The sequence below is a fragment of the Streptomyces sp. NPDC005955 genome (genome assembly GCF_042871255.1).
Taxonomy (GTDB): domain Bacteria; phylum Actinomycetota; class Actinomycetes; order Streptomycetales; family Streptomycetaceae; genus Streptomyces.
Genome location: NZ_JBIAIF010000013.1, coordinates 168,801 through 192,670, shown reverse-complemented (window position 1 = coordinate 192,670; position 23,870 = coordinate 168,801). Strand labels below are relative to the sequence as shown.

Here is a 23,870-nt window from a genome sequence, read left to right as displayed (position 1 = left end):
CCTCCCTGGATCTCCGCGCTCCGCGCCGGCTGCTCGTGGTCCGGGGGAGGTCTGCCACACGGGGCGAAGGTATCGGTGTGCGGTGGGGGGAAAGCGTGGAGCTCCGTCGCCCCATCGGCTTTTCCGATGAAGTGCCGGCGGGGGAACGTCGAAAATTCCATGGATTCTGAACGAATTGTTCCGAAGGATTTCCTTTGCGTTCCTCCTGTCTTCGGAAAAGGGCGCTGCGTGACAGTCGACAGTGATTGCGGAGGAGGGAAGACCGCTCGTTCGTGTGAGTCGGGGAAACGCATAACAGGACGGTGGTCCTGTGACGAAAGCGTGACCCGGGGGCGGGCCGCGGCACGCCCCCCGCGGTTAACGTGGCGGGCATGGAACCCCCTCTGCGACAGCCAGAAGAGCCCCGGGACGACCCGGCCGCCTATGTGGGCCTGGGCGCCGAATCCGCCGAACTGCTCGCGCGCGAGCGCGGCTGGTCCTCGGTGCGCGCACTGGAACCGGGCGCGTTCATCACCATGGAGTACCGCTTCGGACGGCTGAACTTCGAGGTCGTCGACGGTGTGGTGCACCGCTGCTGGAAGGGTTGACCCGGCCCGGACGCCGGGCCGCGGGAAGGCACCGGCACGACGACGTGCGAAGGCCCCGGACTCCTTGCGGAGCCGGGGCCTTGGCGCTGCGGGGCGGGCGTGCGTACCGTCCCCGCGGTCGGGTCAGCGTCCGGAGGACGGGGCGGACGGTGAGCCCGCCGGGACGGAGTCGGCCGCCCGGTCCGGGTGGTGGGGCGCCCGCCGCCCGCCGACCGGGGTGACCGGCGCGCGGTCGGGGCGCGGTGCGTGCCCGCCGGGCGTGGGCCACGCGGGCTCCCTGGTGGGGACCTTCCCCGCACCCCCGGGGGTGCTCGGCGCCGGGATGGTGCGGGTACCGCCCACCGTGCTCGACGTGCCCACCGGGATGGGCGGGGCGTCGCCGCTCGCCGCGCGGGGGCCGGCCCGCCGGACCCGCCAGAGGTCGCGCTGGGCGAACAGCCACGCCTCGACCCGTGCGATCAACGGTTCGAGCCAGGGCAGGGCCAACAGGATCAACAGCCCGGCGGCCCAGCCGAGTAGGACGTCGCTCAGCCAGTGCGTACCGAGGTAGACGGTGGTCATGCCCACGCCGAGCGAAACGACCGCGGACAGTGCCGACAGATAGCGGCGGGCCCTCGGCGTCGAGGCGAGATAGGCGAGGATGCCCCAGGTCACCACGGCGTTGGCGGTGTGGCCGGAGGGAAATATATCGCCGCCGAGCCACATCTCGTTCGAGCCGATCGCCGTCGCGTAGTGCGGACCCAGCCGGCCCATGCCCAACTTGGCCGCGCCCACCGTGACGTTGAGCAGGAGCAGCGACAGGCCGAGCGTGAGCATCGGCCGCAGGGTGTGCTGCCGCCACGACCGCCAGCCGAGCCACGCCGCGACCATCACCGCGGTCGGGCCCCGCTGCCCGAGGACCACGTAGTAGTCGAGGAACGGGTGGAGTTCGGGCCACTGCTGGTAGGGCCGGAAGAACATGACCTGCCAGTCGAGGCGGACCAGCCACGAGGTGGCCAGCACCGCGACGATGATCGCCACGTAAAAGGCCAGGGTCGCCGAGAACAGGACGATCCTGTGCCGGCTCATCTCCGGTGCACGGACATGGGCCGGCCGTTCCGGCTCACGGTCCAGGCGGGCGAACACCCGGTCCAGACGGGTGAGGTTTCGTTCGGTACGCACTCAATCGACGTTACAGGGGCCCACCGTCGGTCAGGTCGAATCCCCCGCTTTGTGATGACCATGTGATGTGGCATTCCTCTCAGTGGGGCGGTGCAATGCGGGGCCGCTCCTATTTCATGAAGGAGTTCTCATCCATTTCCGTACCGCCTATCCCGGACGGGTTTTATGTCGGAGGCCCAATTCCCCTCCGGTGGGCCCGGGTCGAATTACCGGGGCGCCAACGGGCCCGCGCTGCCCGCGAGTTGCCACCTCGCCGAACGTGACGGAGTGTACGCGGAGGGTGAGGGTCGAGAGTGGTCGGGGAGGGGCCGACCCGTCGGCGGCACACCCCGCGGCGACCGGGACGGGGATGCGACGGGCCCACCACTCGCCCCCGTACCGACTCGCGTACGCTTGCGGCTCACTCGCCTCGTGCGGCCCGAACGGGGACCTCCCCACCCCGACGCCGCGGGACGCCCCGCCCGCCGGCCCGCCGCGTGCGAGAGACCACCGGGAGGTACCGCATGCCAGGGACGACCACGGCCGCCGCGCGCGGACCCGCGGACGCCCCCCGCCCCCGCGCCGGGGCGCACCGCGACCGCTTCCGCGCCGCGCTGGATGCGACCCGTGGTCCCGGCGGCGACGCCAACCGCTGGCTCGTCCTGCTCGTCCTGTGCACCAGCCTGCTGCTCGTCGCCGTCGACGCGACCGTCCTGCACGTCGCCGTACCCGCCGTCACCGAGGACCTGCGGCCCAGCGGGGTGGAACTGCTGTGGATCGTCGACGCCTACCCCCTGGTCTGCGCCGCCCTGCTCATCCTCTTCGGCACCCTGGGCGACCGGATCGGTCGACGCCGGGTCCTCCTCCACGGGTACGCGCTGTTCGGCGTGGCCTCCGCCCTCGCCGCCCTCGCCGACCAGGCGGGCGTCCTGATCGCGGCCCGCGCCTTGCTCGGGGTCGGTGGCGCGATGATCATGCCCGCCACCCTGTCGATCCTGCGGCAGGTGTTCCCCGACCGGCGCGAGCGTGCCCTCGCCATCGGCGTCTGGAGCGCGGTGGCCGCCGTGGGCGCGGCGCTCGGCCCGTTGCTCGGCGGGTTCCTGCTCGAACACTTCTGGTGGGGCTCGGTCTTCCTCATCAACATTCCGCTGATGCTGGTCAGCCTTCCGGTGGGGCGGCTGCTCCTGCCCGAGTCCACCGGCACGCAGGGCGGACCCTGGGACGTGGTCGGCGCGCTGACGGCCGCCGCCGGGCTGTTCGCGCTGGTGCTCGGGGTCAAGCGGCTCGGCACCGGTGAGGTCGGCCCGGACACCGGGGGCCTGCTCACCCTGTTGCCGCTGCTCGGCGGGGCCGCTCTGCTCGTCGCGTTCGTGCGGCGCCAGCGGGCCCGCCGGCACCCCCTCGTCGACCTGGGGATGTTCGCCCGGCCGGCGTTCAGCACCTCGGTCGGCTGCATCGTCCTCGCGATGCTCGCCCTCGTCGGGCTGGAACTCGTCGCCGCCCAGTACCTGCAACTCGTGCTCGGCCTCTCCCCGCTGGAAACGGGGATGCGGCTGCTGCCGCTCACCGTCGCCGCGATGGCCGCCGGTCTCGCCGGGGCCCGGATGCTGCGGCGGCTGGGGCCGCGGACGATGGTCGCGCTCGGCTTCGTGCTGACCGCCGTCGCCGTCCTCACCCTCACCTTCATGGGCCACCACGACAACCGCGGGCTGCTCCTCGCCGGGTTCGTGATGCTCGGCTTCGGTCTGGAGACCACCCTCTTCGGGGCGTACGAGTCGATGCTCGCGGAGGCCCCGGCGGAGCGGGCGGGGGGCGCCGCGGCCATCGGGGAGACCTCGTACCAGCTCGGTGCCGGGATCGGCATCGCCCTGCTCGGCAGCGTCATGAACGCCGCCTACGGACAGGGGGTGGCGGGCGCGGCGGGGGTGTCGTCCGGTGCGCGGGAGGCGGCGAGCCATTCGCTGGGCGAGGCGTACGAGGTGTCCGACCGGCTCGGCGGTGCGACCGGCGAGGGTCTGCGCGAGGTCGCGCGCGACTCCTTCGTGACCGGGTTGCACCTGACCCTGGTGGTGAGCGCGGTCCTGCTGCTGCTCGGCGCACTGGCCGCGCTGCGGCTGCCCCGGGTGGCGGTGGACCGTCCCGACTGCCGTCCCGCGGTGGGCGCCGAAGTGCCCCAGCCCCGGGCTGCCGCCACGTCCCGCGCCTCCGCCGACGCGGTGGTCTGAGCGTCGGACCTGCTGTCGTCGCGGTCCGGGTGCGGCGGGGTTCGGGGGCTGTCGTCCCGTCCGGGGCGCGTGATCGGCACGGCATCGTCCGGGGGTGGTTCACCAGGCGCACCCCACCGGTGCACCGGTTGCGTCCCGGGCAAGGCGCTCACCGGGCTCGACGCCTACCGCGACGGGGCCCTTCGGCCCTGCGGTGCCGGTCCGGGCGGTCGCCCGGGCCGGGCGTGGCGCCCCGGCCGCGCCGGTGAGCCGCCTTGCCTCAGCTCTGGTTGAAGAAGTTGTCGGCCCGACGGCTCGGTGCCTCACCGTTGACGATCTCGGTGTGCGAAGGCGTCAGCAGGAAGACACGGGTGGCCACGCGCTCGATGGAGCCGCGCAGCCCGAAGGTCAGCCCGGCCGCGAAGTCGACGACGCGCTTGGCGTCGGAGGACTCCATGGCCGTGAGGTTGACGATGACGGGGACGCCGTCCCGGAACAGTTCGCCGATGGCGCGGGCGTCCCGGAAGCTGTCCGGGGTGACCGTGCCGATCCGGCGTCCGCCCTCCTCGGCGGTGTCCGAAGCCACCTGCACGCGCGGATCGGTCACCCAGGCGTTGCCGTGGCCTTCGGTCGCGTCATCCGTGTCGTGCTCGTAGCGGTCGTAGTAACGCTCGTCATCGTTGTCGTCGACGAGGCCAAGCCAGGCACTCGCCTTGCGCACCGATCCCATGGACGCCTCCTCTCACAGCGGTCTTGCGTGGTTCCGTCCCCTATGGTCGACCATGATGCTGACAACGCGCCAAGGGGAACGTGACCGCGCGGGCTTTTCGTGACGGTACTGGTGCACAGCAAATCGGTTGTGGTCCCTTGATTCCAAGGGTCTTGCGGCACAACGCTGCTGACTGTGAGTGAAATATGATTTCTCGCGGCGTTTGGGTGACGGTCGGGGCGTCCGGGTGAACGCAGGTCCGGCTAGCATGCCGGGCCGAAAGGTCGTACGGCGGGGGAGAGATCGTCATGTTCGGGATCGTGAGGCCGTGTCGCCATCGTCTGGGGGAGCAACTCAGCTCCGCATGGATGGCCCATTTGTGTGGTTTGTGCCTGTCGCTACGAAGAGATCACGGGCAGTTCGCCCGACTCGTCACGAACTATGACGGTCTGTTGGTCTCGGTCTTGACGGAGGCTCAGGTCGAGCCCGCTGCGCAGGGGCGGCGTCGTGCGGGCCCCTGTCCGCTGCGCGGGATGCGGGGCGCGTCCGTCGCCCGGGGGGAGGGCGCCCGGCTCGCCGCCGCGGTCTCGCTGGTGCTCGCCGCCGCCAAGGTGCGCGATCACGCCCTCGACGGTGACGGTCTGTTGGCGCGCAGGCCCCTGGGGGCGGCAGCCAGGCGTGTCGCGACACATTGGGGCAAAGCGGGTGCGCGAACCGGTGCACATGTGGGATTCGACACCGCCGTGCTGGTGGACGCGGTCGACCGGCAGCCGGGGATCGAGGCGCTCGCCGGCCCCGGCACCCCGGTGCTGAGCGTCACCGAGCCGACCGAGACCGCCACCGCCGCGGCCTTCGCGCACACCGCCGTCCTCGCGGGCCGGCCGCACAACGCCGCGCCGCTCGCCGAGGCGGGACGTTTCTTCGGGCGCCTCGCCCATCTCCTCGACGCCGTCGAGGACCGCGAGGCCGACGCGGCGTCCGGTGCCTGGAACCCGCTCACCGCCACCGGGACCGACCTCGTCGAGGCCCGACGCCTCGCCGACGACGCCCTGCGCGGGATACGGCTGGCCCTGCGCGAGGCCGACTTCACCGACGGTCGGCTCGCCCACCGGCTACTCGTCCACGAACTGCGGGACTCCGTGGACCGGGCCTTCGGGGTGCGCGCCTGTTCCCACCCGGCCCCGGGCGGTTCCGCCTCCGAGGTGCTGTGGGTGCCGGGCGCCGAAGCCGCGCACACCCCTGGGGGTCCGTACGCGCCGGGCGGTCCGTACGCGCCCGGCGGTCCCGGCGCCCCGGGCGGCCCCCGCCCGCCCCTGCCGCCGCACCGGGACCGCCGGGGGACGGTCGCCGGCTGTCTGGTGTGGGCCGGGCTCGCCTGTACGTGTCAACTGTGCTGCGACCACGACGACCCGTGGTCCCGGGAGCGCCGCCAGGGGTGGTGCAACCACTGCGACTGCGGAACCTGCTCCGACTGCACCAACTGCTGCGGCTGCTGCGACGGGTGCGGATGCGGGTCCTGCGACTGCGGTTGCAACTGCTGACCGTCGGCGGTCACCGGAGTCCCGCCGACGGTCGGCGGGACTCCGGGGCGCTCAGCGCTTCGCCTCGGGCGGGGAGATCTCCGAGGACTTCAGGGCGGAGCCGGTGGTGCCCCACTTCGCCAGGATGCGGTCGTACGTGCCGTTCTCGATCAGTTCGTTGACCGCGGCCCGGAACGCCGGCGCCAGCGGGGTGCCCTTCTTGAAGGCGAAGCCGACGTCCAGACGGTGGTACTCGTTCAGGAACCTGAACCCCTTCTGCTGCGCCACCGCGTAGCGCAGCCCGTTGATGGTGCTCATCACCACGTCCGCCCGCCCCTGCTGGAGCGCCGACCAGATGGCGCTCTGGTCGCCGTACGTCTGCACCTCGTACGGCTCCTTGCCCGCGTCCTCGCACCGCTGCTTGCCGTCCTGGAGGGTGGCCTCGAAGGTGGTGCCGGCACCGGTGGCGACCTTCCGTCCGCACAGTTGCACCAGGTCGGTGACCTTCGGGAGGGCGCTGTCCGCTCGGGTGGCGAAGCCCTGGCCGTCGTTGATGTACGTCACGAAGTCGATGGTCTTGCGCCGCTCGTCGGTGACGCCGAAGTTGCCGGTCCCGATGTCGTACTTGCCACTGCCGAGGGCGGGCAGGATCGCCTCGAAGCTCGCCACCTCGCGCTGGAGTTCGATGCCGAGCACCTCGGCGACCGCGTGCGCGAAGTCGACGTCCTGGCCCGCGAGGGTCTTGCCGTCCTTCAGGTACGAACTGCCCGGAGGGTTGCCCCCGACGCTCAGGGCGAGGGTGAGCGAGCCGCGGTCCCTGACCGCTTCGGGGAGCAGTGCCGAGACGGCCGGCACCTCCTCCAGCCCGGACACCACGTCCTGGGTCGGCAGCGCGGCGTTCTGCACGGCGCCCGCCCGACCGCTCGGCTCCTTGCCCGTCGATTCACCCGCTCCGCACGAGGTGACCATCAGTGCGGTGGCGGTGATCAGCGCGAACGTGACGAGACTGCGGTGTCGGGGCAGCGTGGACGTACTCATGGCGTGGCGTTCTCCAAGAACCGGCAAATGAGACGGATGTCCGAAGAGTGAGAAGTGGGGGAGGTCCGTGGCGCGGCGGTCCGGCCGGTGCCCGCGCGGCCCGTGCCACTGACCCGCGTCACCTGGGGGAACGCGGTGGACCGGCACGGATCACGGGCGCCGCGGACGCGGCCGAACGACGGAAGGAGCGGGAACGGCGAGGAAGGCTGGAGCGAGGGGGATGAGCGGGGGTGCGTGTGAAGGCCCTGCGATAACGGGAGGTGCGGGGGTGAGGCGGCGCGCGAGGGGCGGTGCGTCGCGAGACGGCCGCACGGGCGCGGAGCTGGCGACGGTCAAGGTCCGCCGCCTACGCGGACGGACACGCCGTCACCTGGGAGAACGCGGATCGGCCGATACGCTCACACGCGTGGGGCCGGGCAGCGCGGGGTCAGTTCAACAAGACGCCGACCACACACGACCGAAGTCGATGTGCGAGCGCGTGACCAGCCACTGCTGCGGATGCATGCACACAAGTGGAACAGGCATCCGGTTCTGCGTCAACCGACTTGAGACGCACCGCCCACAGTATGGACACCCTTGACAGTGCCTGCGCCAAGCCCCGTAATCTCAAGGCGTCTTGGGAATGCGACCGCTGCTGAGGGGCTCGGTCCAGCTCCCGTGTGAAGGCCAGTCCGTGCCGACTTCCCGTGCCCGCGGAGCCTTCGCATGTCCTTGCCCACGCTCGACAAGAGCCCCCCCGTTCCCGACCGCCCCGGCGAACCCGCCGTCCCCGTACGGATCGTGCGCCGCCCCCGCATCGGCCAGTGGGTCACCGCTGTCGTCCTCGTCGTGCTGCTCGCCCTGGCCGTCCGGTCCGTGGTGCGCAACGACGCCTTCCAATGGGACGTCGTCGGGGAGTACTTCACCACCGCGTCCGTGCTGCGCGGGCTCGGCCTCACGCTGTGGCTGACCGCCCTGGTGATGGTGCTGGGCTTCGCCCTCGGCACCGTCCTCGCCGTACTGCGGTTGTCCGACAACCCCGTCCTGCGGGCGGTGAGCTGGGGATACGTCTGGCTGTTCCGCTCGATGCCGATCCTCGTGCAACTGCTGTTCTGGTTCAACATCGGCGCCCTGTACCCGCAGATCCTCGGGGTGCGGACCGTCGACCTGCTGGACCCCGTCACCGTCGCCATCATCGGACTCACCCTGCACGAGGCCGCGTACGCCGCCGAAGTGGTCCGCGGCGGCATCCTCTCCGTCGACCGGGGCCAGATCGAGGCGGCCCAGGCCCTCGGACTCAGCCGGACCCGCCGCTGGCGACGGATCGTGCTGCCGCAGGCCATGCGCGCGATCGTGCCCCCGGCCGGGAACATGCTCATCGGCACCCTCAAGGGCACCTCCATCGTCTCCGTGATCGCCGTCGCCGACCTCCTCCACTCGGTGCAACTCGTCTACCACCGCACCTACCAGGTGATCCCCCTGCTGCTCGTGGCGACCCTCTGGTACGTGGTCGTCACCTCCGTGCTCAGCATCGGCCAGCACTACGTGGAACGGCACTACGCCCGCGGGACGGAGGCCGGTCGATGAACGCGAGCCTGGTCGTCGTGGGCGCCGGCCCCCGGGCCACCGGCCTGCTCGAACGCCTCGCCGCCAACGCCCCCGCCCTGTGGCCCGGTGCCTCTCCCGGCCGGACGCCCGGGGAACTCGACATCCACCTCGTCGACCCGCACCCGCCCGGCGGCGGCCGGATATGGCGTCAGGAACAGTCCCCGCTGCTGTGGATGAACTCCATGGCCGAGGACGTGACCATGTTCACCGACGAGAGCGTCACCCTCGACGGGCCCGTCAGCCCCGGGCCCACCCTGCACGAATGGGCCGGCGTCGACGGCGCCCACTTCCCCGGGCGCCGGCTCGGCGGGGCGTACCTGCGCTGGGTGTACGAGCGTGCGGTGGCCGCACTGCCCCCCGGCGTCCGGGTCCACCACCACCCGCACCGGGCGGTCCGGCTGCACGGCCCGCGCGGCGGTCGCCAACAGGTCTGGATCGAGGGCCGAGCCGAACCGCTCAGCGCCGACCTGGTCGTCCTCGCCCTCGGCCACGTCGGCAGCAAACCCGACGCCGAGCAGCGCGAACTCGCCGCGCACGCCGCCCGGCACGGCCTCCTCCACCTGCCGCCCGCCTCCACCGCCGACACCGACCTGTCGGGCCTCGCAGCGGGCGAACCGGTCCTGGTCCGCGGCTTCGGACTCGCCTTCGTCGACCTCATGGTGCTGCTCACCGAGGGCCGCGGCGGACGGTACCGGGAGGGCCCCGGCGGGGAGCTGACCTACCTCCCCTCCGGCCGCGAACCCGTGCTGCACGTCGGCTCCCGCCGCGGGGTGCCCTACCACTCGAAGATCGGCTACACCTGGACCGGGGAACGACCGCCGCTGCCCCGGTTCTTCGGCCCCCGGCAGGTGGAAGAACTGCTCGCCCGCCCCGGCGGCCCCGACTTCGCCCGCGACGTCTGGCCGCTCGTGGACAAGGAACTGGGCTTCGCCCACTACCACCGGCTCTTCACCGGGCACCCGGACCGCACCCGCACCGCCTGGTCCGACTTCGAGGAGAAGTACGCGGCCGCCGATCCACTGAGCCCTGAACTCGCCGCCCTGGTCGCCTCCTCGGTGCCCGACCCCGCCGACCGGCTGGACCTCGCGACCCTCGACCGGCCGCTCGACGGGCTGCGCTACCCGAACGCCGACGCGCTCCAGGACGGTCTGCGGGCCTACGTCCGCGCGGACCTCACCCGCCGCCACGACCCCGCGCACAGCCCCGACCTCGCCGTCTTCCTCGCGCTCCTCTCCGTCTACGGACAGCTCACCAAGCTCGGCGACCTCGGTACCTGGTGGCACGGCTTCTTCAGCTACCTCGCCTCCGGACCGCCCGGACCCCGACTGCGTCAACTCCTCGCCCTCTCCCGGGCCGGAGTCGTCCGCTTCCTCGGCGCCGGCATGTCCGTCACCCTCGAAGACGGCACCTTCCAGGGGCACAGTCCCTCGGTACCCGGCCACCGGATCACCGCCCGGGCCCTGGTCGAGGCGCGGCTACCGCAGCCCACCCTCCGGGGCACCACCGACCCGCTGCTGCGCCACCTGCACGCACAGGGCGCCCGGGCCACCCCGGCGGGACTGCTCGCCGTCGACCCCGCGGACGGCCGGGTCCTGGACCGGGCCGGGGTGCCGCACCCCCGACGGTTCGCGCTCGGACCGCACACCGACGCGGGGGGCGCCGGGGCGTTCACCCGGCCGCGCACCGGCGGACCCGCCTTCCGGCAGAACGACGCGACGGCGCGCACCGTGCTCGCCTTCCTGCGCGACCTGTCCTGTCGCACCGCCGCCTGACGGACCGCCGCCCGACGGCCCCGTCCCCGGCCCCGCCGGCGCCCTGACCGACCCCCGTGCGCATGCGCGTACCCGAGGCTCAGAGGAATCCCCCATGTCCCTGACCAGCGATCCACCGCTCGGTTCGACCGCCCGTGGACCGACCCCGCCGACCGACGACTTCGGCTCCCTCACGGTGGTGCCCGTCCGGCACCCCTGGCGCTGGGTCGCCGTGACGGTCACCGCCGTGCTCCTCGCCCAGTTCGTCCACGGCCTCGTCACCAACGCCGGCTGGGAGTGGGGCGTGTTCGCCGAGTTCTTCACCGCCGAGGTGGTCCTCCAGGCGGTGTGGGTGACCCTCCAACTCACCTTCTACGGCACCGCGCTCGGCTTCGCCGTCGGGATCGTGCTGGCCTTCATGCGGCTGTCGGCCAGCCCCTTCCTGAAGGCCGTCGCCTTCGCCTACATCTGGGCCTTCCGCTCGATCCCGCTGATCGTGCAACTGCTGTTCTGGTTCAACCTCGCCTACCTGTACGAGGAACTGCGGTTCGGCATCCCGTTCGGTCCCGGCTTCTTCGGCTTCGACACCATGGGCCTGGTCGGGGCGATGAGCGCGGCGGTGCTCGGGCTGGCCCTGCACCAGGCCGCGTACGCCGCGGAGATCGTCCGCGGCGGGGTCCTCTCCGTGGACGGCGGTCAGCTCCAGGCGGCCGCCGCCCTCGGCATCCCGAGACTGCGCCAGATCCGCCGGATCGTGCTGCCCCAGGCGATGCGGTCGATCCTGCCCAACGCCGCGAACGAGGTGATCTCGCTCTTCAAGGGCACCTCGATCGTCTCCGTGATGGCGATCGGCGAGCTGTTCTACCAGGTCCAGGTGATCTACGGCCGCAACGGGCGGGTGGTCCCGCTGCTCATGGTCGCCACCGTCTGGTACGTCCTGCTGACCACCGTGCTCACCGTCCTCCAGCACTACGTCGAACGGTACTTCTCGAAGGGGGCCACGCGATGAGCGCGCCCGTACCCGCCGCCGCACCCGCGTCCACGACACCCGGAGCCGGGGGCCCCGCACGGGACGTCATGGTCGACATCAGGGGCGTCCACAAGAGCTTCGGATCCCAGGAGGTGCTGCGCGGCATCGATCTCCAGGTCGGCGCGGGGGAGGTGACGGTGATCCTCGGGCCCTCCGGCTCGGGCAAGTCCACCCTGCTGCGCACCATCAACCACCTGGAGAAGGTCAACAGCGGCTGGATCAGCGTCGACGGTTCCCTCATCGGCTACCGGCGCTCCGGCGACAAGCTGTACGAGCTACGGGAGCGGGAGGTGCTCAAACAGCGCACCCGGATCGGCTTCGTCTTCCAGAACTTCCACCTCTTCCCGCACCTCACGGCCCTGGAGAACGTCGTCGAGGCCCCGCTCGCCGCGCTGAAGCGCCCCCGCAAGGAGGCCGTCGCGACCGCGGAGCGCCTGCTCGCCCGGGTCGGCCTCGCCGACAAGGCCGGCGCCTACCCCGCGCAACTCTCCGGCGGACAGCAGCAGCGGGTCGCGATCGCCCGGGCGCTGGCCCTCCGACCGGGGCTCCTGCTCTTCGACGAGCCCACCTCCGCGCTCGACCCCGAGTTGGTCGGTGAGGTGCTCGACGTCATCAAGGACCTCGCCCACCAGGGCACCACCATGATCGTGGTCACCCACGAGATCGGCTTCGCGCGCGAGGTCGCCGACACCGTCGTGTTCATGGACGAGGGCCGGGTGGTGGAACAGGGCCCGCCCGCCGCGGTGTTGGACGCCCCCCGGCACGAGCGCACCCGCGCCTTCCTGTCCAAGGTCCTGTGACCCCCGCCGCGCCCGCCCGTCCCGGCCCCTTCGATCTCTCCGATCCCCCAGCCCAGGAGCGCACCGTGCCGTCCCACCCCCGCACCACCGTCCCAAGCACCGGCAGCACCAGCAGCACCAGCAGCACCGGCAGAGCCGGCAGAGCCGGAAGCACCGCGGCCGTTCGGTCGCCGTGGCGCCTGCGTGCCGTCCTGCCCGCCGCCGTCCTGCTGACGGCACCGCTGCTCGCCGCCTGCGGAAACGACGACCCCTCGACGTCCGAGGCCGGGGCGTCGAAGGGCAACCGGGTCGGCAGCATCAACATCGGCCCCGACCAGGACCGCATCCGGGTGGACAAGGACGAGCGGATCGCCGCCCTGGTGCCGAAGGAGGTCCGGGAGGCCGGCCTCCTGCGGACCGGTCTGAGCGCCGACGCGGCACCCCCGCTCGGCTTCTTCGCGACCGACGACAAGACCCGCATCGGTTCCGAGATCGATCTCGCGACCCTGGTGGCCGACACCCTCGGGCTGGAGCTCGACGGACAGATCGTCTCCTGGGAGAACCTCTTCGTCGGCCTCGACAGCGGGAAGTTCGACGCGGTCTTCTCCAACGTCACGGTCACCGAGGAGCGCAAGGACAAGTACGACTTCGCGACCTACCGCCTCGACAACCTCGCGTTCGAGGCGAAGAAGGGCAGCGGCTGGAAGGTGGACGGGCCCGAGGACGTGGCGGGCAAGACCATCGCCGTCTCCTCCGGCACCAACCAGGAGAAGATCCTCGTCGACTGGAGCGAACAGAACGAGAAGGCGGGCCGCGAACCCGTCTCCATCAAGTACTTCCAGAAGGACACCGACTACTACCTCGCCCTCCAGTCCGGACGGATCGACGGCTACCTCGGCCCCAACCCGACCGTCGCCTACCACGTGGAGTCCGCCGGCCAGAGCGAGGTCGTCGGGACGCTGTCGGGGGCCGGGGGCGACCTCCAGGGCAAGATCGCCGCCACCACGAAGAAGGACAGCGGCCTGGTCGACGCGTACGCCGCGGCGTTGGACCGGGTCATCGCCGACGGCTCCTACGCGAAGGTGCTGAAGCGGTGGGGGCTGTCCGGCGAGGCCATCGAGAAGTCGGAGATCAACCCCGAGGGGCTGCCCCGCCCCTGACCCGACGACCGCACCCCCGTGCCGCCGCCCCTGACTCCTGACTTCAGACCCCCGTCTCCTGACATCTGACCCCCGATCCGTACCTCCGACGCCCGACCGCACTGTCCCCCGGGTCGTGCGCCCCGCCCCCGACCAGGGCGTGCGCCACCGTGACCCGGGGGGACCGTACCGACCTCGTCACCCCCACCAGAAGGGTCCGTCCGCATGACCGCTTCCCCCGGCCGGGGACTGCTGCACCTGGCCGCCGCCATCGACCTCCCCGGGGCGTTCGAGCCGCGGCCCCACGCCGAACTGGCGCGGCTCGCCGAACGCGGCGCCCTCGACTTCCTCACCCTCGACGACTCCTTCGGGCGCCCCGGCCCCGATGCGCTCGCGGTGCTCGCCCGGCTCGCGCCGGTCACCGGCCGCATCGGGCTCGTGCCGACCGTGACCACCACGCACACCGAGCCCTTCCACGTGCAGGCGGCCGTGGCCACCCTCGACTGGGTGAGCCGGGGGCGGGCGGGCTGGCGCCCAGACGTCTCGACGGGCGAGGCCGAGGCCCGACTGTTCGGGCGCCGGGACGCGGCGCCCGCCGACCGGTTGTGGCGGGAGGCCGGCGAGGTCGCCCAGGTGTCCCGACGGCTGTGGGACAGCTGGGAGGACGACGCCGAGATCCGCGACACCGCGACCGGCCGGTTCATCGACCGCGAGAAGCTGCACTACGTGGACTTCAAGGGCGACACCTTCTCCGTGAAGGGCCCCTCGATCGTGCCCCGGCCGCCCCAGGGCCACCCCGTCATCGTCGTCGACGCGACCGAACCCGTCGCCCGGGACACCGCCGCCCGCCACGCCGACGTCGCGCTGATCCGGGTGGCGGGGCCCGAACACAGCGCGGCCCTGCGCAGCGAACTGCGCGCCGCGGCCGCCGCCCACGGTCGGGACCCCGACGCCCTGCGCATCCTCGCCGCCCTCACCATCGACCTCGGCGAGGGCGAGTACGCCGCCGAGCCCGGCCACGGCGGGGGCGGCCCGCGCCCCAGCCCGCACGGCCCCCTCTACCGCGGCGGCCCCGTCGACCTCGCCGACCTCATCGCCGCCTGGCACGCCCACGGGGCCGCCGACGGCTTCCACCTCACCCCGCTCGAACCGCGCCGCGACCTGGAGCGCCTCGTCAACGGAACGGTCCCGTTGCTCCAACACCGGGCCCTGTTCCGCACCTTCTACCCGGGCACCACGCTCAGGGAGCACCTGGGACTCGCGCGGCCCGCCAACCGCTACGCACGCACGGGAGCTTCCTCATGACCGACGACGTCCGCGCCGCACACCCGGGGAGCACCGGCCGTCCCCATCGACAGATCCACCTCGCCGCCCACTTCCCGGGCGTCAACAACACCACCGTCTGGTCCGACCCGCAGTCGAAGTCACAGATCGACTTCTCGTCCTTCGAGCACCTGGCCCGGGTCGCCGAAGAGGGGCTGCTCGACTTCTTCTTCCTCGCGGAAGGGCTCCGGCTGCGCGAGCACAAGGGGGCGATCCACGACCTCGACGTGGTGGGCCGTCCGGAGTCGATCACCGTGCTCAACGCGCTGGCCGCCGTGACCGACCGGCTGGGGCTCGCGGCGACCGTGAACGCCACCTTCAACGAGCCCTTCGAGCTCGCCCGCCGACTCGCCACCCTGGACCACCTCAGCGACGGCCGGGCCGCGTGGAACGTCGTCACCTCCTCGGATGCGTTCACCGGGGAGAACTTCCGGCGCGGCGGCTACCTCGACCGGGCCGACCGGTACACCCGCGCCGCCGAGTTCGTCGCGACCGCGCGCGAACTGTGGGACTCGTGGGCACCCGACGGGACCCCGCGGCCCTTCACCCACCGGGGCGAGCAGTTCGACATCGCGGGCCAGTTCACCGTGCCGCGCTCCCCGCAGGGACACCCCGTGGTGATCCAGGCCGGGGACTCCGCCGAGGGACGGGAGTTCGCCGCCTCGTCAGCGGACGTGATCTTCAGCAGACACGGCACCCTGGAGGCCGGCCGTGCCTTCTACGACGACGTGAAGGGCCGACTCGCCCGGTACGGCCGGCAGTGGGACGACCTGAAGATCATGCCGGGTGTCACCGTCGTCCTCGGCGACACGGCGGCCGAGGCCCAGGAACGCGCGGTCGAGATCCGACAGCAGCAACTCTCCCCGCAGAACGCGATCCACACCCTGGAACTGGTCTGGGGGGTCGACCTGACCGACCACGACCCGGACGGCCCGCTGCCGACGATCGACCCCGACCCCACCTCCACCCTCGTCCAGGGGCGGGTGGCACCGGGCGACCCGCTCGCGCTCGCCGCGAAGTGGCGCGCCCTGTCCGAGGAGAAGGGCCTCTCGCTCCGGCAGACCGTGCTGGAGGCGACCGGTCGGCAGTCCTTCGTCGGAACGCCCTCGGCGGTGGCCGACCAACTCATCGAGTTCGTGGACGCGCGGGCCGCCGACGGGTTCATCCTCGTCCCGCACCTCACCCCGGGCGGACTCGACGAGTTCGTCGGTCGGGTCGTCCCGCTGCTCCAGGAGCGCGGCGCCTTCCGGACCGCCTACACGGGCACCACCCTGCGCTCCCACCTGGGACTGCGGGTGCCCGCCGCGGTGCCCTCCTGAGCGGGGCGCCGCGCGCGGTGCGGGAGGCGAGGAGCACCGGCGCACGCAGTCATGACGAAGCCACGACGAGGGAGAACGGCATGGGTGACCGCAACCGGGGGACCGGGACGGTGGACGCCGAGCAGGAGTGGAAGCGGTGGCACGCGCAGCGGACGGGAGCGATCGCCGCGCCCTACGGCCCCTTGGCGCTGCGGGGCACGCACTGGCTCTCGGACCATCCGGACGGTCTGATTCCGGCCATTCCGGGGCGGTGGACCACCGCGGCGGACGGCTCGGTGGTCGTCCTGACGGCCACGGGGGAGGAGGGGATCGTCCTCGACGGGCGGCCGTTCGCCGGGGAGGTCCGGCTGACCGCGGACACCGGCGGGCCCGATGCGGCCCGGGTGGCGCTGGGGGGTCGACGGTTCGTCGTTCTCGCACGTGAGGGACTGTGGGCGGTGCGGGACTTCGACCCGGCATCGGCGTTGCGCGCGGAGTTCCGCGGGATCGACGCCGCCCCCTACGCCGACCGCTGGTCGGTGCCCGGACGGTTCACCCCGTACGCCGGGGACCGCCACAGCGTCCAGGTCGAGAACGTGGACGGGCACCGGAGGGGGCTGGCGCTGGACGGCGAACTCGCCTTCGACCTGGACGGGACCGAGCACGTCCTGCGGGTGGGCGTCGAGCCCGACGGTTCGCTGTGGGCCGTCTTCGCCGATGCGACCAGCGGGAACGCCCCGGAGGAGGGGGGAAGCTACCGCTTCCGCTTCCTGCGTCCCCGGGCGCCCGACGCCGAGGGGCGCACGACGGTGGACTTCAATCGTGCGCTCCTTCCCCCGTGCGCCTTCGCGGATCACTTCCTCTGCCCCTTCCCGCCTCCGGGCAACACGCTTCCGCTGGCGATCGTGGCGGGTGAGCGCAACCCCGTGGGGCACTAGGGGGGCTCCCCCTGAACGGCCTTGACCAGCACGGACGGCACGGACGGTGGGGAGGGGGGAGGGTACCGGCAGGGGGGCGGGGGCGCCCGGTGGGGCCGTGCGGTGCACGGCGGTCGGGGCGTCCCGGGTCGCGGGGCGGCGCCGGGGCGCTCCCGTCCGTCGGTGTCCATCCGCACGGCCGAAAGGTGCCCTTGTTCCGACCTGCCCGGTCTCGGAATACTCCCGACCAGCGCTTGTCAGGGGCACGGCATATTCGCATCTGGAACGGACGTGTCCCGACTGCGCCTCACGGGCCCTCAACACCCCACGCGGGCCCCCTGACTTCCCTCGGGAGGAACGACAAGTGAGGATCAAGCGCACCACCCTCCGCACCACGAAGAGACGAACCCGGCTCACCGCCATCGCGACCGGACTCGTGGCCGCCGCTGCGCTCGCCGTGCCCTCGGCCGGCTCCGCCAGTGCCGGGACCACGGGGACGTACGACGCCGTCGCCCTCGCCAAGGCCAGCAACTCCGTGCTCGAAGCGGACGTCGCCGGCACCGCCTGGTCGATCGATCCGGCGACCGGTCGCGTCGCGGTCACCATCGACAGCACGGTCTCCACGGCCGAGATCGCCAAGATCAAGAAGGCGGCCGGTGACGCTGCCGGAGCGATCACCGTCAAACGGGTCAAGGGCACCTTCGCCCCGCTGATCTCGGGCGGCGACGCCACGTACGCGACCAGTTGGCGCTGTTCCCTCGGCTTCAACGCCCGCCGCGGGACCACCCAGTACTTCGTCACGGCCGGGCACTGCACCGAAGGCGCCACGAACTGGTACTCCAACTCCGCGCGCACCACCGTCCTCGGACCCACCGAGGGGTCGAGCTTCCCCGTCAACGACTACGGGCTCGTCCGCTACACCAACACCTCCATAGCCAAGCCCAGCGCGGTCGGCAGCCAGACCATCACCCGTGCCGCCAACCCGACCGTCGGCACCACGGTCTACCGGCGCGGCTCCACCACCGGTCTGCACAGCGGTCGGGTCACCGCCCTCAACGCCACCGTCAACTACGGCGGCGGAGACATCGTCTACGGCATGATCCAGACCAACGTCTGTGCCGAGCCCGGCGACTCCGGCGGCTCGCTCTACGCCGGAACCACCGCCTACGGCCTCACCTCCGGCGGCAGCGGCAACTGCTCCTCCGGCGGGACGACGTTCTTCCAGCCCGTGGTCGAAGCCCTCAACGCCTACGGCCTCACCATCGGGTGAACCGCTCCGGGCGGCGGGACCTTCCGCCGCCCGGACCGCACTCCGTAGGATCACGAGCCCCCGCCGCGACCCGGCGGGGGCTCGTCGTGCGGCAGGGGCCCGCACCGGAGCGGGGGAGGACCGGGCGCCGGACGGTCGGTGCCCCGGTAACCGAGGGGGAGTGCACCGTCATGCCGAACGACGACGCGCGCGGACCGGGAACGCCGGACGAGCAAGAGACGCCGCACGGGCGGGAGCCGCGGGACGGGCGGGAGCCGCGGGTCGGACGGGACGAGCGGGACGGGCAACGGCTGGTGCGGCGCAGCCCGGCGCTGTTCACCGCGCCGATCGTGCTGCTGGTCGTCCTGGCCCTGGTCCTGGTGTGGGAGGTCGTCCGCTCCAACGTGACGGGTGAACTGGCGACCCAGTGGCCGTGGCGGCTGCGCCTGATGGACATGAACCCGCTCGGCAGTCTGATCGCGGTGGCCGTCGCGGCGGTCCTCACCCGGACCCAGTACGCGTTGGCCGTGCGGCCCGCGCTCGGCTGGCGCTCGGACTGGAGGCCGGGCAGCTTCGGTTCCGAGGAGGAGACCTGGCAGGTCGGCATCCTCAACGGCGGTCGTCAGCAGGCCGTCGTCGAAGCCGTCGACTACCGGATCACCCTCGCCGACGGCACGGTCTCCGACTGGTTGCCCCACGCCGGGGTGCTGGAGTTCCTCACGGGGGCGCGCTTCGCGAAGGACGTCGACTTCGCCCTGCCCCGCTACGGCGCCGGCTTCCCGTTGATCCCGTCCGGTGCGTACGACACGGTGGCGGCCGGCGAGTTCACCGACCGGTTCGTCCACGAGGTCGAGGAACTGGCGATGCGGGTCCGGGTGTTGGACGGCGCCGGGGACTGCCACGAGCGGGTCATGAACCTGCTGAAGGGGGCGCGCTGACCGGGACGGCCGGTGCGGTGCCGGAGGCCGACGGGGGCGGGCCCGGCTCGCGGGCGGCGAGGAGGAGGTCCTCGTAGGTGTGGTGGTGGCGGGTGGTGGTGCGCTGGCGCAGCAGGTCGGCGGCGCGGGCGGGTTCGCCGGCGTCGACGAGGGCACGGGCGAGGGTGTCCTGGATGATCTCGCGTTCGACCCGTACCCCGCCGATCCGCTCGGACTCCTCGCCCAGTCCGGTCAGCAGGTCCACCGCGACGCGGGGGCGGCCCGCGGTGATCTCCGCCAGGGCCCGCGCCACGGGGGCCAGGACCTCGCGGAAGTCGGCGCGTTCGTCGGCGGCGGCCCGGCCGGCCAGGACGTACAGGTCGTCGGTGGCGGCCTCCACGGCCAGGGCCAACGCCAGGTTGAAGGTGTGGAAGACCTCCGCCGTCCCGCCCGGCGCGGCGAGCAGTTCCCGGATCCGGTCCGGATCGGTGCGCCCGGCCGGTGACTCTCCGACCAGGAGCAGACGCCAGTTCGTCGCGGCCCGCATGCCGACGTCCGTATCCGCGAGTGCCGTGTCCGCCCGCCGGCGCGCATCGGGGAAGTCGCCGCACGCGAGGGACTGGAGTGCGGCGTGCCAGTTCAGATGCCGTGACTGCACCGCCTGCGGGTCCGCCGCGAGCCACCGGTCCAGGAAGTCGGTGCAGGCGGGCCCGCTCCCCAACTCGTGCTCGGCGTGCGCGAGGGCGTGCGCGGCCACGCCCGAGCGGGGGTGCAGCTCCAGGGCGTGTTCGGCCAGGCCGTGGGCTTCGCGCACCCGGCCCTGCTCCGCCCTGGTCGAGGCCAGCCAACTCGTCCACGGCCAACTGTCCGGACCGGCCACCGCCGACTGCCGCTCCACCAGGGCGTCGCCGTGCGCACGGTAGGCGGCGTCCCCGCAGGAGGAGAACGCACCCAGCATCAGTCCGGCCAGTTCGTCGGCGGGCCACCGGTCGAAGTGACCCACCAGGTGATCGGCCGTCAGCCGGTACTGCCGGTGCGTGTGGAGGAACACCCCGTACACCAGACTCGCCTCCCGCTCACCGACGGCCAGCGCGTCCCGGTGCGCGATCACCAACTGCTCCTTGAGCACGGCCTCTTCCCACCAGTCGCCGGTCGCCAGTGCCAGGAGCGCCCGTGCCGTGCCACAGTCCGGCTCCGAGCCGACCCACTCGCGCAGCAGGGGCAGCGTGCGCCCGCTCAGCGCCAACAGGGCGTCCACCGCCCGCTCCCGCACCGGAGCCCCCGCCACCGTCTCGCTCACTCTCGTCCCTCCTGGCCCCCGCCGCTCACCGACCGTTCACACACTCGGCCTGATCAGGGCCGTGCAGACGATGCCGCTGTTGCCGCACTGGTTGCGCGACAGGCTCAACGGCAATCCGGTCTGATTGCCGCCCCCCACCCCGCTCCCGGCCACCGTGGACCCGTCGGCCCGAGCACTGCTCTGGCTGACGCAGGTGTTGCCGAACACCGCGTTCCCGATCCCGATCACACTCGCGTGGGCGGCACCGGCCGGCAGCAGGGCCACCCCGGCCACCGCACCCAGTACCGCACTCCGCGTCCCAGCACACATCGCGTTCCTCCTTCGTCCGGGAGCCCGGGACCGCATCGCGGTGCCCGAACATCCACCCGCCGGCCGGACGGACCCGAGCCGCACCCCCACCAACGAGGAAACCCGGCTGCCGACACGTAGGCGCGCCGGGGCCCTCGCAATATCCGACGTTCGGATCAGGGAGCCCAACGCCATTGACGGGCCGTCAACAGCGCGTAGCCCGAAGGTGTGACAATCGGGCCATGAGAGAGAAGGCTGAAGTGCTGACCGGCTCGTTGACGGCTCTGATCGGCGCCTTCACCGGTCTGGTCGCCTGGGCCGCGGGGGCGGAGGTACGGGCCCGGGCCGGATCCGCGAGCGGGCCGGACTGGAGCGTGCTCTACGCGGAACTGCCGTTGACGGTCCTGGTCGGGGTCGGCTGCGCGCTCGGGGCCTGGTGGCTGCCGCGTGCGGGTGGGCTGCGGCTGTCCGCCGCGGGTGCGGCGGGGCGGGCCGTGGCGGTCCTCGTCGCGTTGGGCGCCTTCTGGCTGGCGGCCGAGGGCTGGTACGAGGGACTGCCCGCGCCGGCGCCGGACGTCAAGCCCTGAGGTTCCCTGCTGGTACGCCGCAGCATCACGTTCGCGCTCGTGCCCGGGTCCGGGTGCGGCAGGTGCACGGGCAGGGCTGCGGGCGGTTGCGGAGGTTCAGCTTCAGCGTGGCCCGGCCCTGGCGGACCCGGTGGGTGCCCGGGGCCCACATGCGGCAGTCGTGGTGGTCGCTCCCGAAGATGCGGGCCTTGACGCACGGCGCGCACGGGACCGCGTCCGGGAGGCAGCGGCGGTGGAGGTGCACGGTGGTGCCGGGCCCGGACGGGGAGAAGCGCAGCTTGCTGACCTGACGCTGCCACCACCGGATGGGCTCGGCACAGCGCGCGCAGTACGCGCGGGCGGTACGGGTACGGGTGCGGGTGTGGATCATCGGTGTCCTCGTGGGTGGTTCAGCGGGTCGTGGTGATGCCGTACGTGAGGGCGCCGAGGAGTCCGGCGAGGGTCAGGACGTACAGGAACTGTTCGGTGCGGGGGCTCACGGCGCGGCCTGACGGGCCTCGGCGTCGCCGGGGGCCGTGGCGGATTCGCGTTCCGTTGCCGACGTGGCCCGGGCGGATGCCGGGACGGTGCACTCCAGGTGGACGTACGCGGTGTACAGGGCGCCGACCGTGGACCGACGCAGCTGCGAGTCGTACGCCTCGCCCTCGCGGATCGCCCACAGGCAACGTACGCAGAGCATCACCACGCCCGCGTACCCACTGCGATCGTGTCGCACCCGGCCAGCGCAGCCAACGCCCGCAGCACGATCGCGAGCCGCCGCTCCCCCAGGTTCTCCACCTGCCACAACGGCACGAGCCGTGGGAACCCCACCGCCACGACGAGATCCAGGAACGCACGCTCACTCGTGTCCAGGACGAGGACGGTCCGGTACTGGCCCTCGAACCGCGGCCAGTCGCAGTACGCCCGCTTCCCCGTGTCGATCACGAGCAGGTCCCGCACGTCCTCCCGAGCCAGGACGTCACCCTCCTGGAGCAGCGCGGCAACCGCGGCACGTTCACCCGTGTCCCGGGTGCGGGCCCATGCGGTCAGCCGGTCGGACAGGAGGTGTGGCGCTTCCGGTGGGGACACCGTCGTGTCAGGGACCAGGTCGGTTTCGCTGTGTTGCACGGGCGGCTCCTCGCAGTCGGCCCACACCCGGTCGGTTCGTGGAATTGACCGGGTGCTCTGGGCGACTGACATTAGGAGTTCCGCTCTGTAGCGAGAGGTACAGGGAATCCCCAGGTCAAGACGGGTACCTCTTGTACCCCGTGGCCCGTACCCGTCAGGCCGGTACGCCGATCTGTCGGGCCAGGACCCGCGCGTCGTCCCGGATCATCGCGTTCGCTCCCGTCGCGAGGTCGGTCACGGTGGGGCGGGCGAAGGTGTTGAACCGCACCGTCTCCGGGGATGTCGCCTGCGCCTTCTTGAGCAGATGGATCACCGCGATGTCCTCGCCCTGGAGTCGGTACGCACGTGCCGACTCGATCAGGTGGAAGGCCCGGCGGGTGGCTGACGGCAGGGGGGCGAGGTCGATGCGGGTGGCCGCGTCGACGGCCTGGCCGGGGCTGACCAGGTCCGCGTGCATCGTGACCGCGTAGGCGTCGACCGTGCGGCGCCCGAAGACGAGCCAGGGGTGGGTGTAGTCGTCGCCCAAGCGCCGGGCGGCGTCGTCCGCACGGTCCCAGAAGCGTTCGGCGTCCCCTCGGTGGCCGATCTTGGCGAAGGAGAGCGCCACCGCCAGGTGCAGCAGCCCCCATCGGGCGAGGTCTTCCGGTCGCCGGTCGGGGTTGAGCAGGTCCGCCGCCTGCATGGCCAGGTCGACGCGGGCCTCGTGACGTTCCCCCGCGTCCCGGAACACGTGGTTCATGTACCAGGCGGCGACGGCGATCGAGCGCGGGCTGTCCGCGTCCTGGGCAGCCGCCATGGCGCGGTCGCCGGCCAGCATCACCAACTCGGGCGCGGGCTGGAAGCTGAGGAAGAGTTGGGTGAGGTGGTAGGTCTGGGCCAGTGCGGCGAGCGCCCGGCGACGGGCGGTGCCCTCCAGGCCGCGGACCGCGTGCCGGCAGTCAGTGACCAGGGCCGGGAGCAGCGTGGCGACCTTGGTGCGGTGGTCTCCGATGCCGTGCCACAACTGCCAGGCGTGTCGTACGCGCGACTCCAGGGCCTCGGCGGGTTCGGGCGCTTCGTCGGCCGCCGCGAACCGGAAAGTGGTGAGTGCCGTCCGTACCGCGGGCAGGCTCGCGTGCGCGGCCTTGGTGTAGGTGGCCGCCGACACTCGTTCGTCGCCCGTCAGCTCGGCGAGGTCGTCGATGCCGAGCACTTCGGCCAGGCGGAGGAGCAGCGGCAGTCGGGGGAGGTGCAGTCGTCCGTTCTCCAGGGCCTTCACCCATTCCGCGGACCGTCCCACGAGACCGCCGAGGACGGGCCGGGACATCCCGGATCGTTCGCGGTGGGAGCGGAGGCGCTGGCCGAAGGTGAGGGGGGACCTGTCGGGGGTCGCGGGCATGAGGGGCTCCGATCTGACTCGA

The 23,870-nt window shown here is 72.4% G+C and carries 23 protein-coding genes; 14 read left to right on the top strand and 9 right to left on the bottom strand.

The genetic code is table 11. The features are described 5' to 3' along the window. Window positions 1-371: 371 nt before the first annotated feature. The gene (locus tag ACFYOU_RS26955; RefSeq protein WP_389771463.1) at window positions 372-587 is read left to right on the top strand and encodes an I78 family peptidase inhibitor; all 216 of its coding nucleotides are present in this window, start codon (window positions 372-374) and stop codon (window positions 585-587) included. A 123-nt stretch (window positions 588-710) separates the two neighbouring features. Here ACFYOU_RS26955 and ACFYOU_RS26950 read toward each other — a convergent pair whose 3' ends face one another. Next, window positions 711-1,748, bottom strand: coding sequence for a phosphatase PAP2 family protein (locus ACFYOU_RS26950; protein ID WP_391309106.1), 1,038 nt, complete (start codon window positions 1,746-1,748; stop codon window positions 711-713). A 503-nt stretch (window positions 1,749-2,251) separates the two neighbouring features. On the opposite strand from ACFYOU_RS26950, the gene ACFYOU_RS26945 reads away from it, so the two are divergent. After that, window positions 2,252-3,952: an MFS transporter gene (locus ACFYOU_RS26945; RefSeq protein ID WP_391309104.1), complete on the top strand. Its 1,701-nt coding sequence runs from the start codon at window positions 2,252-2,254 to the stop codon at window positions 3,950-3,952. 259 nt (window positions 3,953-4,211) lie between these two features. On the opposite strand, the gene ACFYOU_RS26940 is transcribed toward ACFYOU_RS26945, so the two are convergent. After that, a complete protein-coding gene (locus tag ACFYOU_RS26940; RefSeq protein WP_385495200.1) occupies window positions 4,212-4,661 on the bottom strand; it encodes a cell division protein SepF in 450 nt (149 codons plus the stop codon). A gap of 287 nt (window positions 4,662-4,948) precedes the next feature. Here ACFYOU_RS26940 and ACFYOU_RS26935 point away from each other — a divergent pair, with 287 nt between their 5' ends. Further along, complete coding sequence (locus ACFYOU_RS26935) at window positions 4,949-6,181, top strand: DUF5685 family protein (RefSeq protein ID WP_391309102.1); 1,233 nt, start codon at window positions 4,949-4,951, stop codon at window positions 6,179-6,181. Window positions 6,182-6,232: 51 nt separating this feature from the next. Here the strand turns inward: ACFYOU_RS26935 and ACFYOU_RS26930 are convergent, their stop codons facing one another. Next, window positions 6,233-7,198 carry a transporter substrate-binding domain-containing protein gene (locus tag ACFYOU_RS26930; protein WP_391309100.1) on the bottom strand — a complete coding sequence of 322 codons (966 nt, stop codon included), beginning with the start codon at window positions 7,196-7,198 and terminating at the stop codon, window positions 6,233-6,235. A gap of 705 nt (window positions 7,199-7,903) precedes the next feature. Here ACFYOU_RS26930 and ACFYOU_RS26925 point away from each other — a divergent pair. From ACFYOU_RS26925 to ACFYOU_RS26880, 10 genes are all read left to right on the top strand, one after another. Next, window positions 7,904-8,764 carry an amino acid ABC transporter permease gene (locus ACFYOU_RS26925; protein WP_389771476.1) on the top strand — a complete coding sequence of 287 codons (861 nt, stop codon included), beginning with the start codon at window positions 7,904-7,906 and terminating at the stop codon, window positions 8,762-8,764. Further along, window positions 8,761-10,557 (top strand): FAD/NAD(P)-binding protein, encoded by a 1,797-nt coding sequence (locus tag ACFYOU_RS26920; RefSeq protein ID WP_391309098.1) that lies wholly within the window; start codon window positions 8,761-8,763, stop codon window positions 10,555-10,557. Before ACFYOU_RS26925 ends, ACFYOU_RS26920 begins: the two co-directional genes overlap by 4 nt. A gap of 94 nt (window positions 10,558-10,651) precedes the next feature. Continuing rightward, window positions 10,652-11,545, top strand: a complete 894-nt coding sequence (locus ACFYOU_RS26915) for an amino acid ABC transporter permease (protein WP_387006396.1) — start codon at window positions 10,652-10,654, stop codon at window positions 11,543-11,545. Between the two features lie 68 nt (window positions 11,546-11,613). Beyond that, entirely contained in the window at window positions 11,614-12,366 is a 753-nt protein-coding gene (locus tag ACFYOU_RS26910) for an ATP-binding cassette domain-containing protein (protein ID WP_391309158.1), read from the top strand. 179 nt (window positions 12,367-12,545) lie between these two features. Then, entirely contained in the window at window positions 12,546-13,505 is a 960-nt protein-coding gene (locus ACFYOU_RS26905; RefSeq protein WP_391309156.1) for a transporter substrate-binding domain-containing protein, read from the top strand. A 204-nt stretch (window positions 13,506-13,709) separates the two neighbouring features. Continuing rightward, complete coding sequence (locus tag ACFYOU_RS26900) at window positions 13,710-14,789, top strand: LLM class flavin-dependent oxidoreductase (protein ID WP_391309096.1); 1,080 nt, start codon at window positions 13,710-13,712, stop codon at window positions 14,787-14,789. Beyond that, window positions 14,786-16,126: an NtaA/DmoA family FMN-dependent monooxygenase gene (locus ACFYOU_RS26895; protein ID WP_391309094.1), complete on the top strand. Its 1,341-nt coding sequence runs from the start codon at window positions 14,786-14,788 to the stop codon at window positions 16,124-16,126. Before ACFYOU_RS26900 ends, ACFYOU_RS26895 begins: the two co-directional genes overlap by 4 nt. An 80-nt stretch (window positions 16,127-16,206) precedes the next feature. Continuing rightward, window positions 16,207-17,043 carry a DUF1684 domain-containing protein gene (locus ACFYOU_RS26890; protein ID WP_391309092.1) on the top strand — a complete coding sequence of 279 codons (837 nt, stop codon included), beginning with the start codon at window positions 16,207-16,209 and terminating at the stop codon, window positions 17,041-17,043. 343 nt (window positions 17,044-17,386) lie between these two features. After that, entirely contained in the window at window positions 17,387-18,292 is a 906-nt protein-coding gene (locus ACFYOU_RS26885; protein ID WP_391309091.1) for an alpha-lytic protease prodomain-containing protein, read from the top strand. Between the two features lie 170 nt (window positions 18,293-18,462). Continuing rightward, complete coding sequence (locus ACFYOU_RS26880) at window positions 18,463-19,209, top strand: hypothetical protein (protein WP_391309089.1); 747 nt, start codon at window positions 18,463-18,465, stop codon at window positions 19,207-19,209. Here ACFYOU_RS26880 and ACFYOU_RS26875 read toward each other — a convergent pair. Both ACFYOU_RS26875 and ACFYOU_RS26870 read right to left on the bottom strand, forming a co-directional pair. Continuing rightward, window positions 19,181-20,488, bottom strand: a complete 1,308-nt coding sequence (locus ACFYOU_RS26875) for a hypothetical protein (RefSeq protein WP_391309088.1) — start codon at window positions 20,486-20,488, stop codon at window positions 19,181-19,183. The two genes, ACFYOU_RS26880 and ACFYOU_RS26875, sit on opposite strands and share 29 nt — an antisense overlap. A 36-nt stretch (window positions 20,489-20,524) precedes the next feature. Then, window positions 20,525-20,797 (bottom strand): chaplin family protein, encoded by a 273-nt coding sequence (locus tag ACFYOU_RS26870; RefSeq protein ID WP_391309086.1) that lies wholly within the window; start codon window positions 20,795-20,797, stop codon window positions 20,525-20,527. Between the two features lie 221 nt (window positions 20,798-21,018). Between ACFYOU_RS26870 and ACFYOU_RS26865 the strand changes: the two genes are divergently transcribed. Further along, window positions 21,019-21,363, top strand: coding sequence for a hypothetical protein (locus ACFYOU_RS26865; protein ID WP_385495186.1), 345 nt, complete (start codon window positions 21,019-21,021; stop codon window positions 21,361-21,363). A 25-nt stretch (window positions 21,364-21,388) separates the two neighbouring features. On the opposite strand, the gene ACFYOU_RS26860 is transcribed toward ACFYOU_RS26865, so the two are convergent. The 4 genes from ACFYOU_RS26860 to ACFYOU_RS26845 form a co-directional block, all read right to left on the bottom strand. After that, entirely contained in the window at window positions 21,389-21,733 is a 345-nt protein-coding gene (locus ACFYOU_RS26860) for a hypothetical protein (RefSeq protein ID WP_391309083.1), read from the bottom strand. Window positions 21,734-21,838: 105 nt separating this feature from the next. Beyond that, window positions 21,839-22,042, bottom strand: a complete 204-nt coding sequence (locus ACFYOU_RS26855; protein WP_391309081.1) for a hypothetical protein — start codon at window positions 22,040-22,042, stop codon at window positions 21,839-21,841. Next, the gene (locus ACFYOU_RS26850) at window positions 22,042-22,470 is read right to left on the bottom strand and encodes a hypothetical protein (protein ID WP_391309079.1); all 429 of its coding nucleotides are present in this window, start codon (window positions 22,468-22,470) and stop codon (window positions 22,042-22,044) included. Before ACFYOU_RS26850 ends, ACFYOU_RS26855 begins: the two co-directional genes overlap by 1 nt. A 154-nt stretch (window positions 22,471-22,624) precedes the next feature. Continuing rightward, complete coding sequence (locus ACFYOU_RS26845; RefSeq protein ID WP_391309077.1) at window positions 22,625-23,848, bottom strand: helix-turn-helix domain-containing protein; 1,224 nt, start codon at window positions 23,846-23,848, stop codon at window positions 22,625-22,627. Between the last annotated feature and the right edge of the window lie 22 nt (window positions 23,849-23,870).

Coding starts and splice junctions, on each gene's coding strand:
- ACFYOU_RS26955 (WP_389771463.1), top strand. CDS start 372: ATGGAACCCCCTCTGCGACAGCCAGAAGAGCCCCGGGACGACCCGGCC.
- ACFYOU_RS26945 (WP_391309104.1), top strand. CDS start 2,252: ATGCCAGGGACGACCACGGCCGCCGCGCGCGGACCCGCGGACGCCCCC.
- ACFYOU_RS26940 (WP_385495200.1), bottom strand. CDS start 4,661: ATGGGATCGGTGCGCAAGGCGAGTGCCTGGCTTGGCCTCGTCGACGAC.
- ACFYOU_RS26935 (WP_391309102.1), top strand. CDS start 4,949: ATGTTCGGGATCGTGAGGCCGTGTCGCCATCGTCTGGGGGAGCAACTC.
- ACFYOU_RS26930 (WP_391309100.1), bottom strand. CDS start 7,198: ATGAGTACGTCCACGCTGCCCCGACACCGCAGTCTCGTCACGTTCGCG.
- ACFYOU_RS26925 (WP_389771476.1), top strand. CDS start 7,904: ATGTCCTTGCCCACGCTCGACAAGAGCCCCCCCGTTCCCGACCGCCCC.
- ACFYOU_RS26920 (WP_391309098.1), top strand. CDS start 8,761: ATGAACGCGAGCCTGGTCGTCGTGGGCGCCGGCCCCCGGGCCACCGGC.
- ACFYOU_RS26915 (WP_387006396.1), top strand. CDS start 10,652: ATGTCCCTGACCAGCGATCCACCGCTCGGTTCGACCGCCCGTGGACCG.
- ACFYOU_RS26910 (WP_391309158.1), top strand. CDS start 11,614: ATGGTCGACATCAGGGGCGTCCACAAGAGCTTCGGATCCCAGGAGGTG.
- ACFYOU_RS26900 (WP_391309096.1), top strand. CDS start 13,710: ATGACCGCTTCCCCCGGCCGGGGACTGCTGCACCTGGCCGCCGCCATC.
- ACFYOU_RS26895 (WP_391309094.1), top strand. CDS start 14,786: ATGACCGACGACGTCCGCGCCGCACACCCGGGGAGCACCGGCCGTCCC.
- ACFYOU_RS26890 (WP_391309092.1), top strand. CDS start 16,207: ATGGGTGACCGCAACCGGGGGACCGGGACGGTGGACGCCGAGCAGGAG.
- ACFYOU_RS26880 (WP_391309089.1), top strand. CDS start 18,463: ATGCCGAACGACGACGCGCGCGGACCGGGAACGCCGGACGAGCAAGAG.
- ACFYOU_RS26870 (WP_391309086.1), bottom strand. CDS start 20,797: ATGTGTGCTGGGACGCGGAGTGCGGTACTGGGTGCGGTGGCCGGGGTG.
- ACFYOU_RS26865 (WP_385495186.1), top strand. CDS start 21,019: ATGAGAGAGAAGGCTGAAGTGCTGACCGGCTCGTTGACGGCTCTGATC.
- ACFYOU_RS26860 (WP_391309083.1), bottom strand. CDS start 21,733: ATGATCCACACCCGCACCCGTACCCGTACCGCCCGCGCGTACTGCGCG.
- ACFYOU_RS26855 (WP_391309081.1), bottom strand. CDS start 22,042: ATGCTCTGCGTACGTTGCCTGTGGGCGATCCGCGAGGGCGAGGCGTAC.
- ACFYOU_RS26845 (WP_391309077.1), bottom strand. CDS start 23,848: ATGCCCGCGACCCCCGACAGGTCCCCCCTCACCTTCGGCCAGCGCCTC.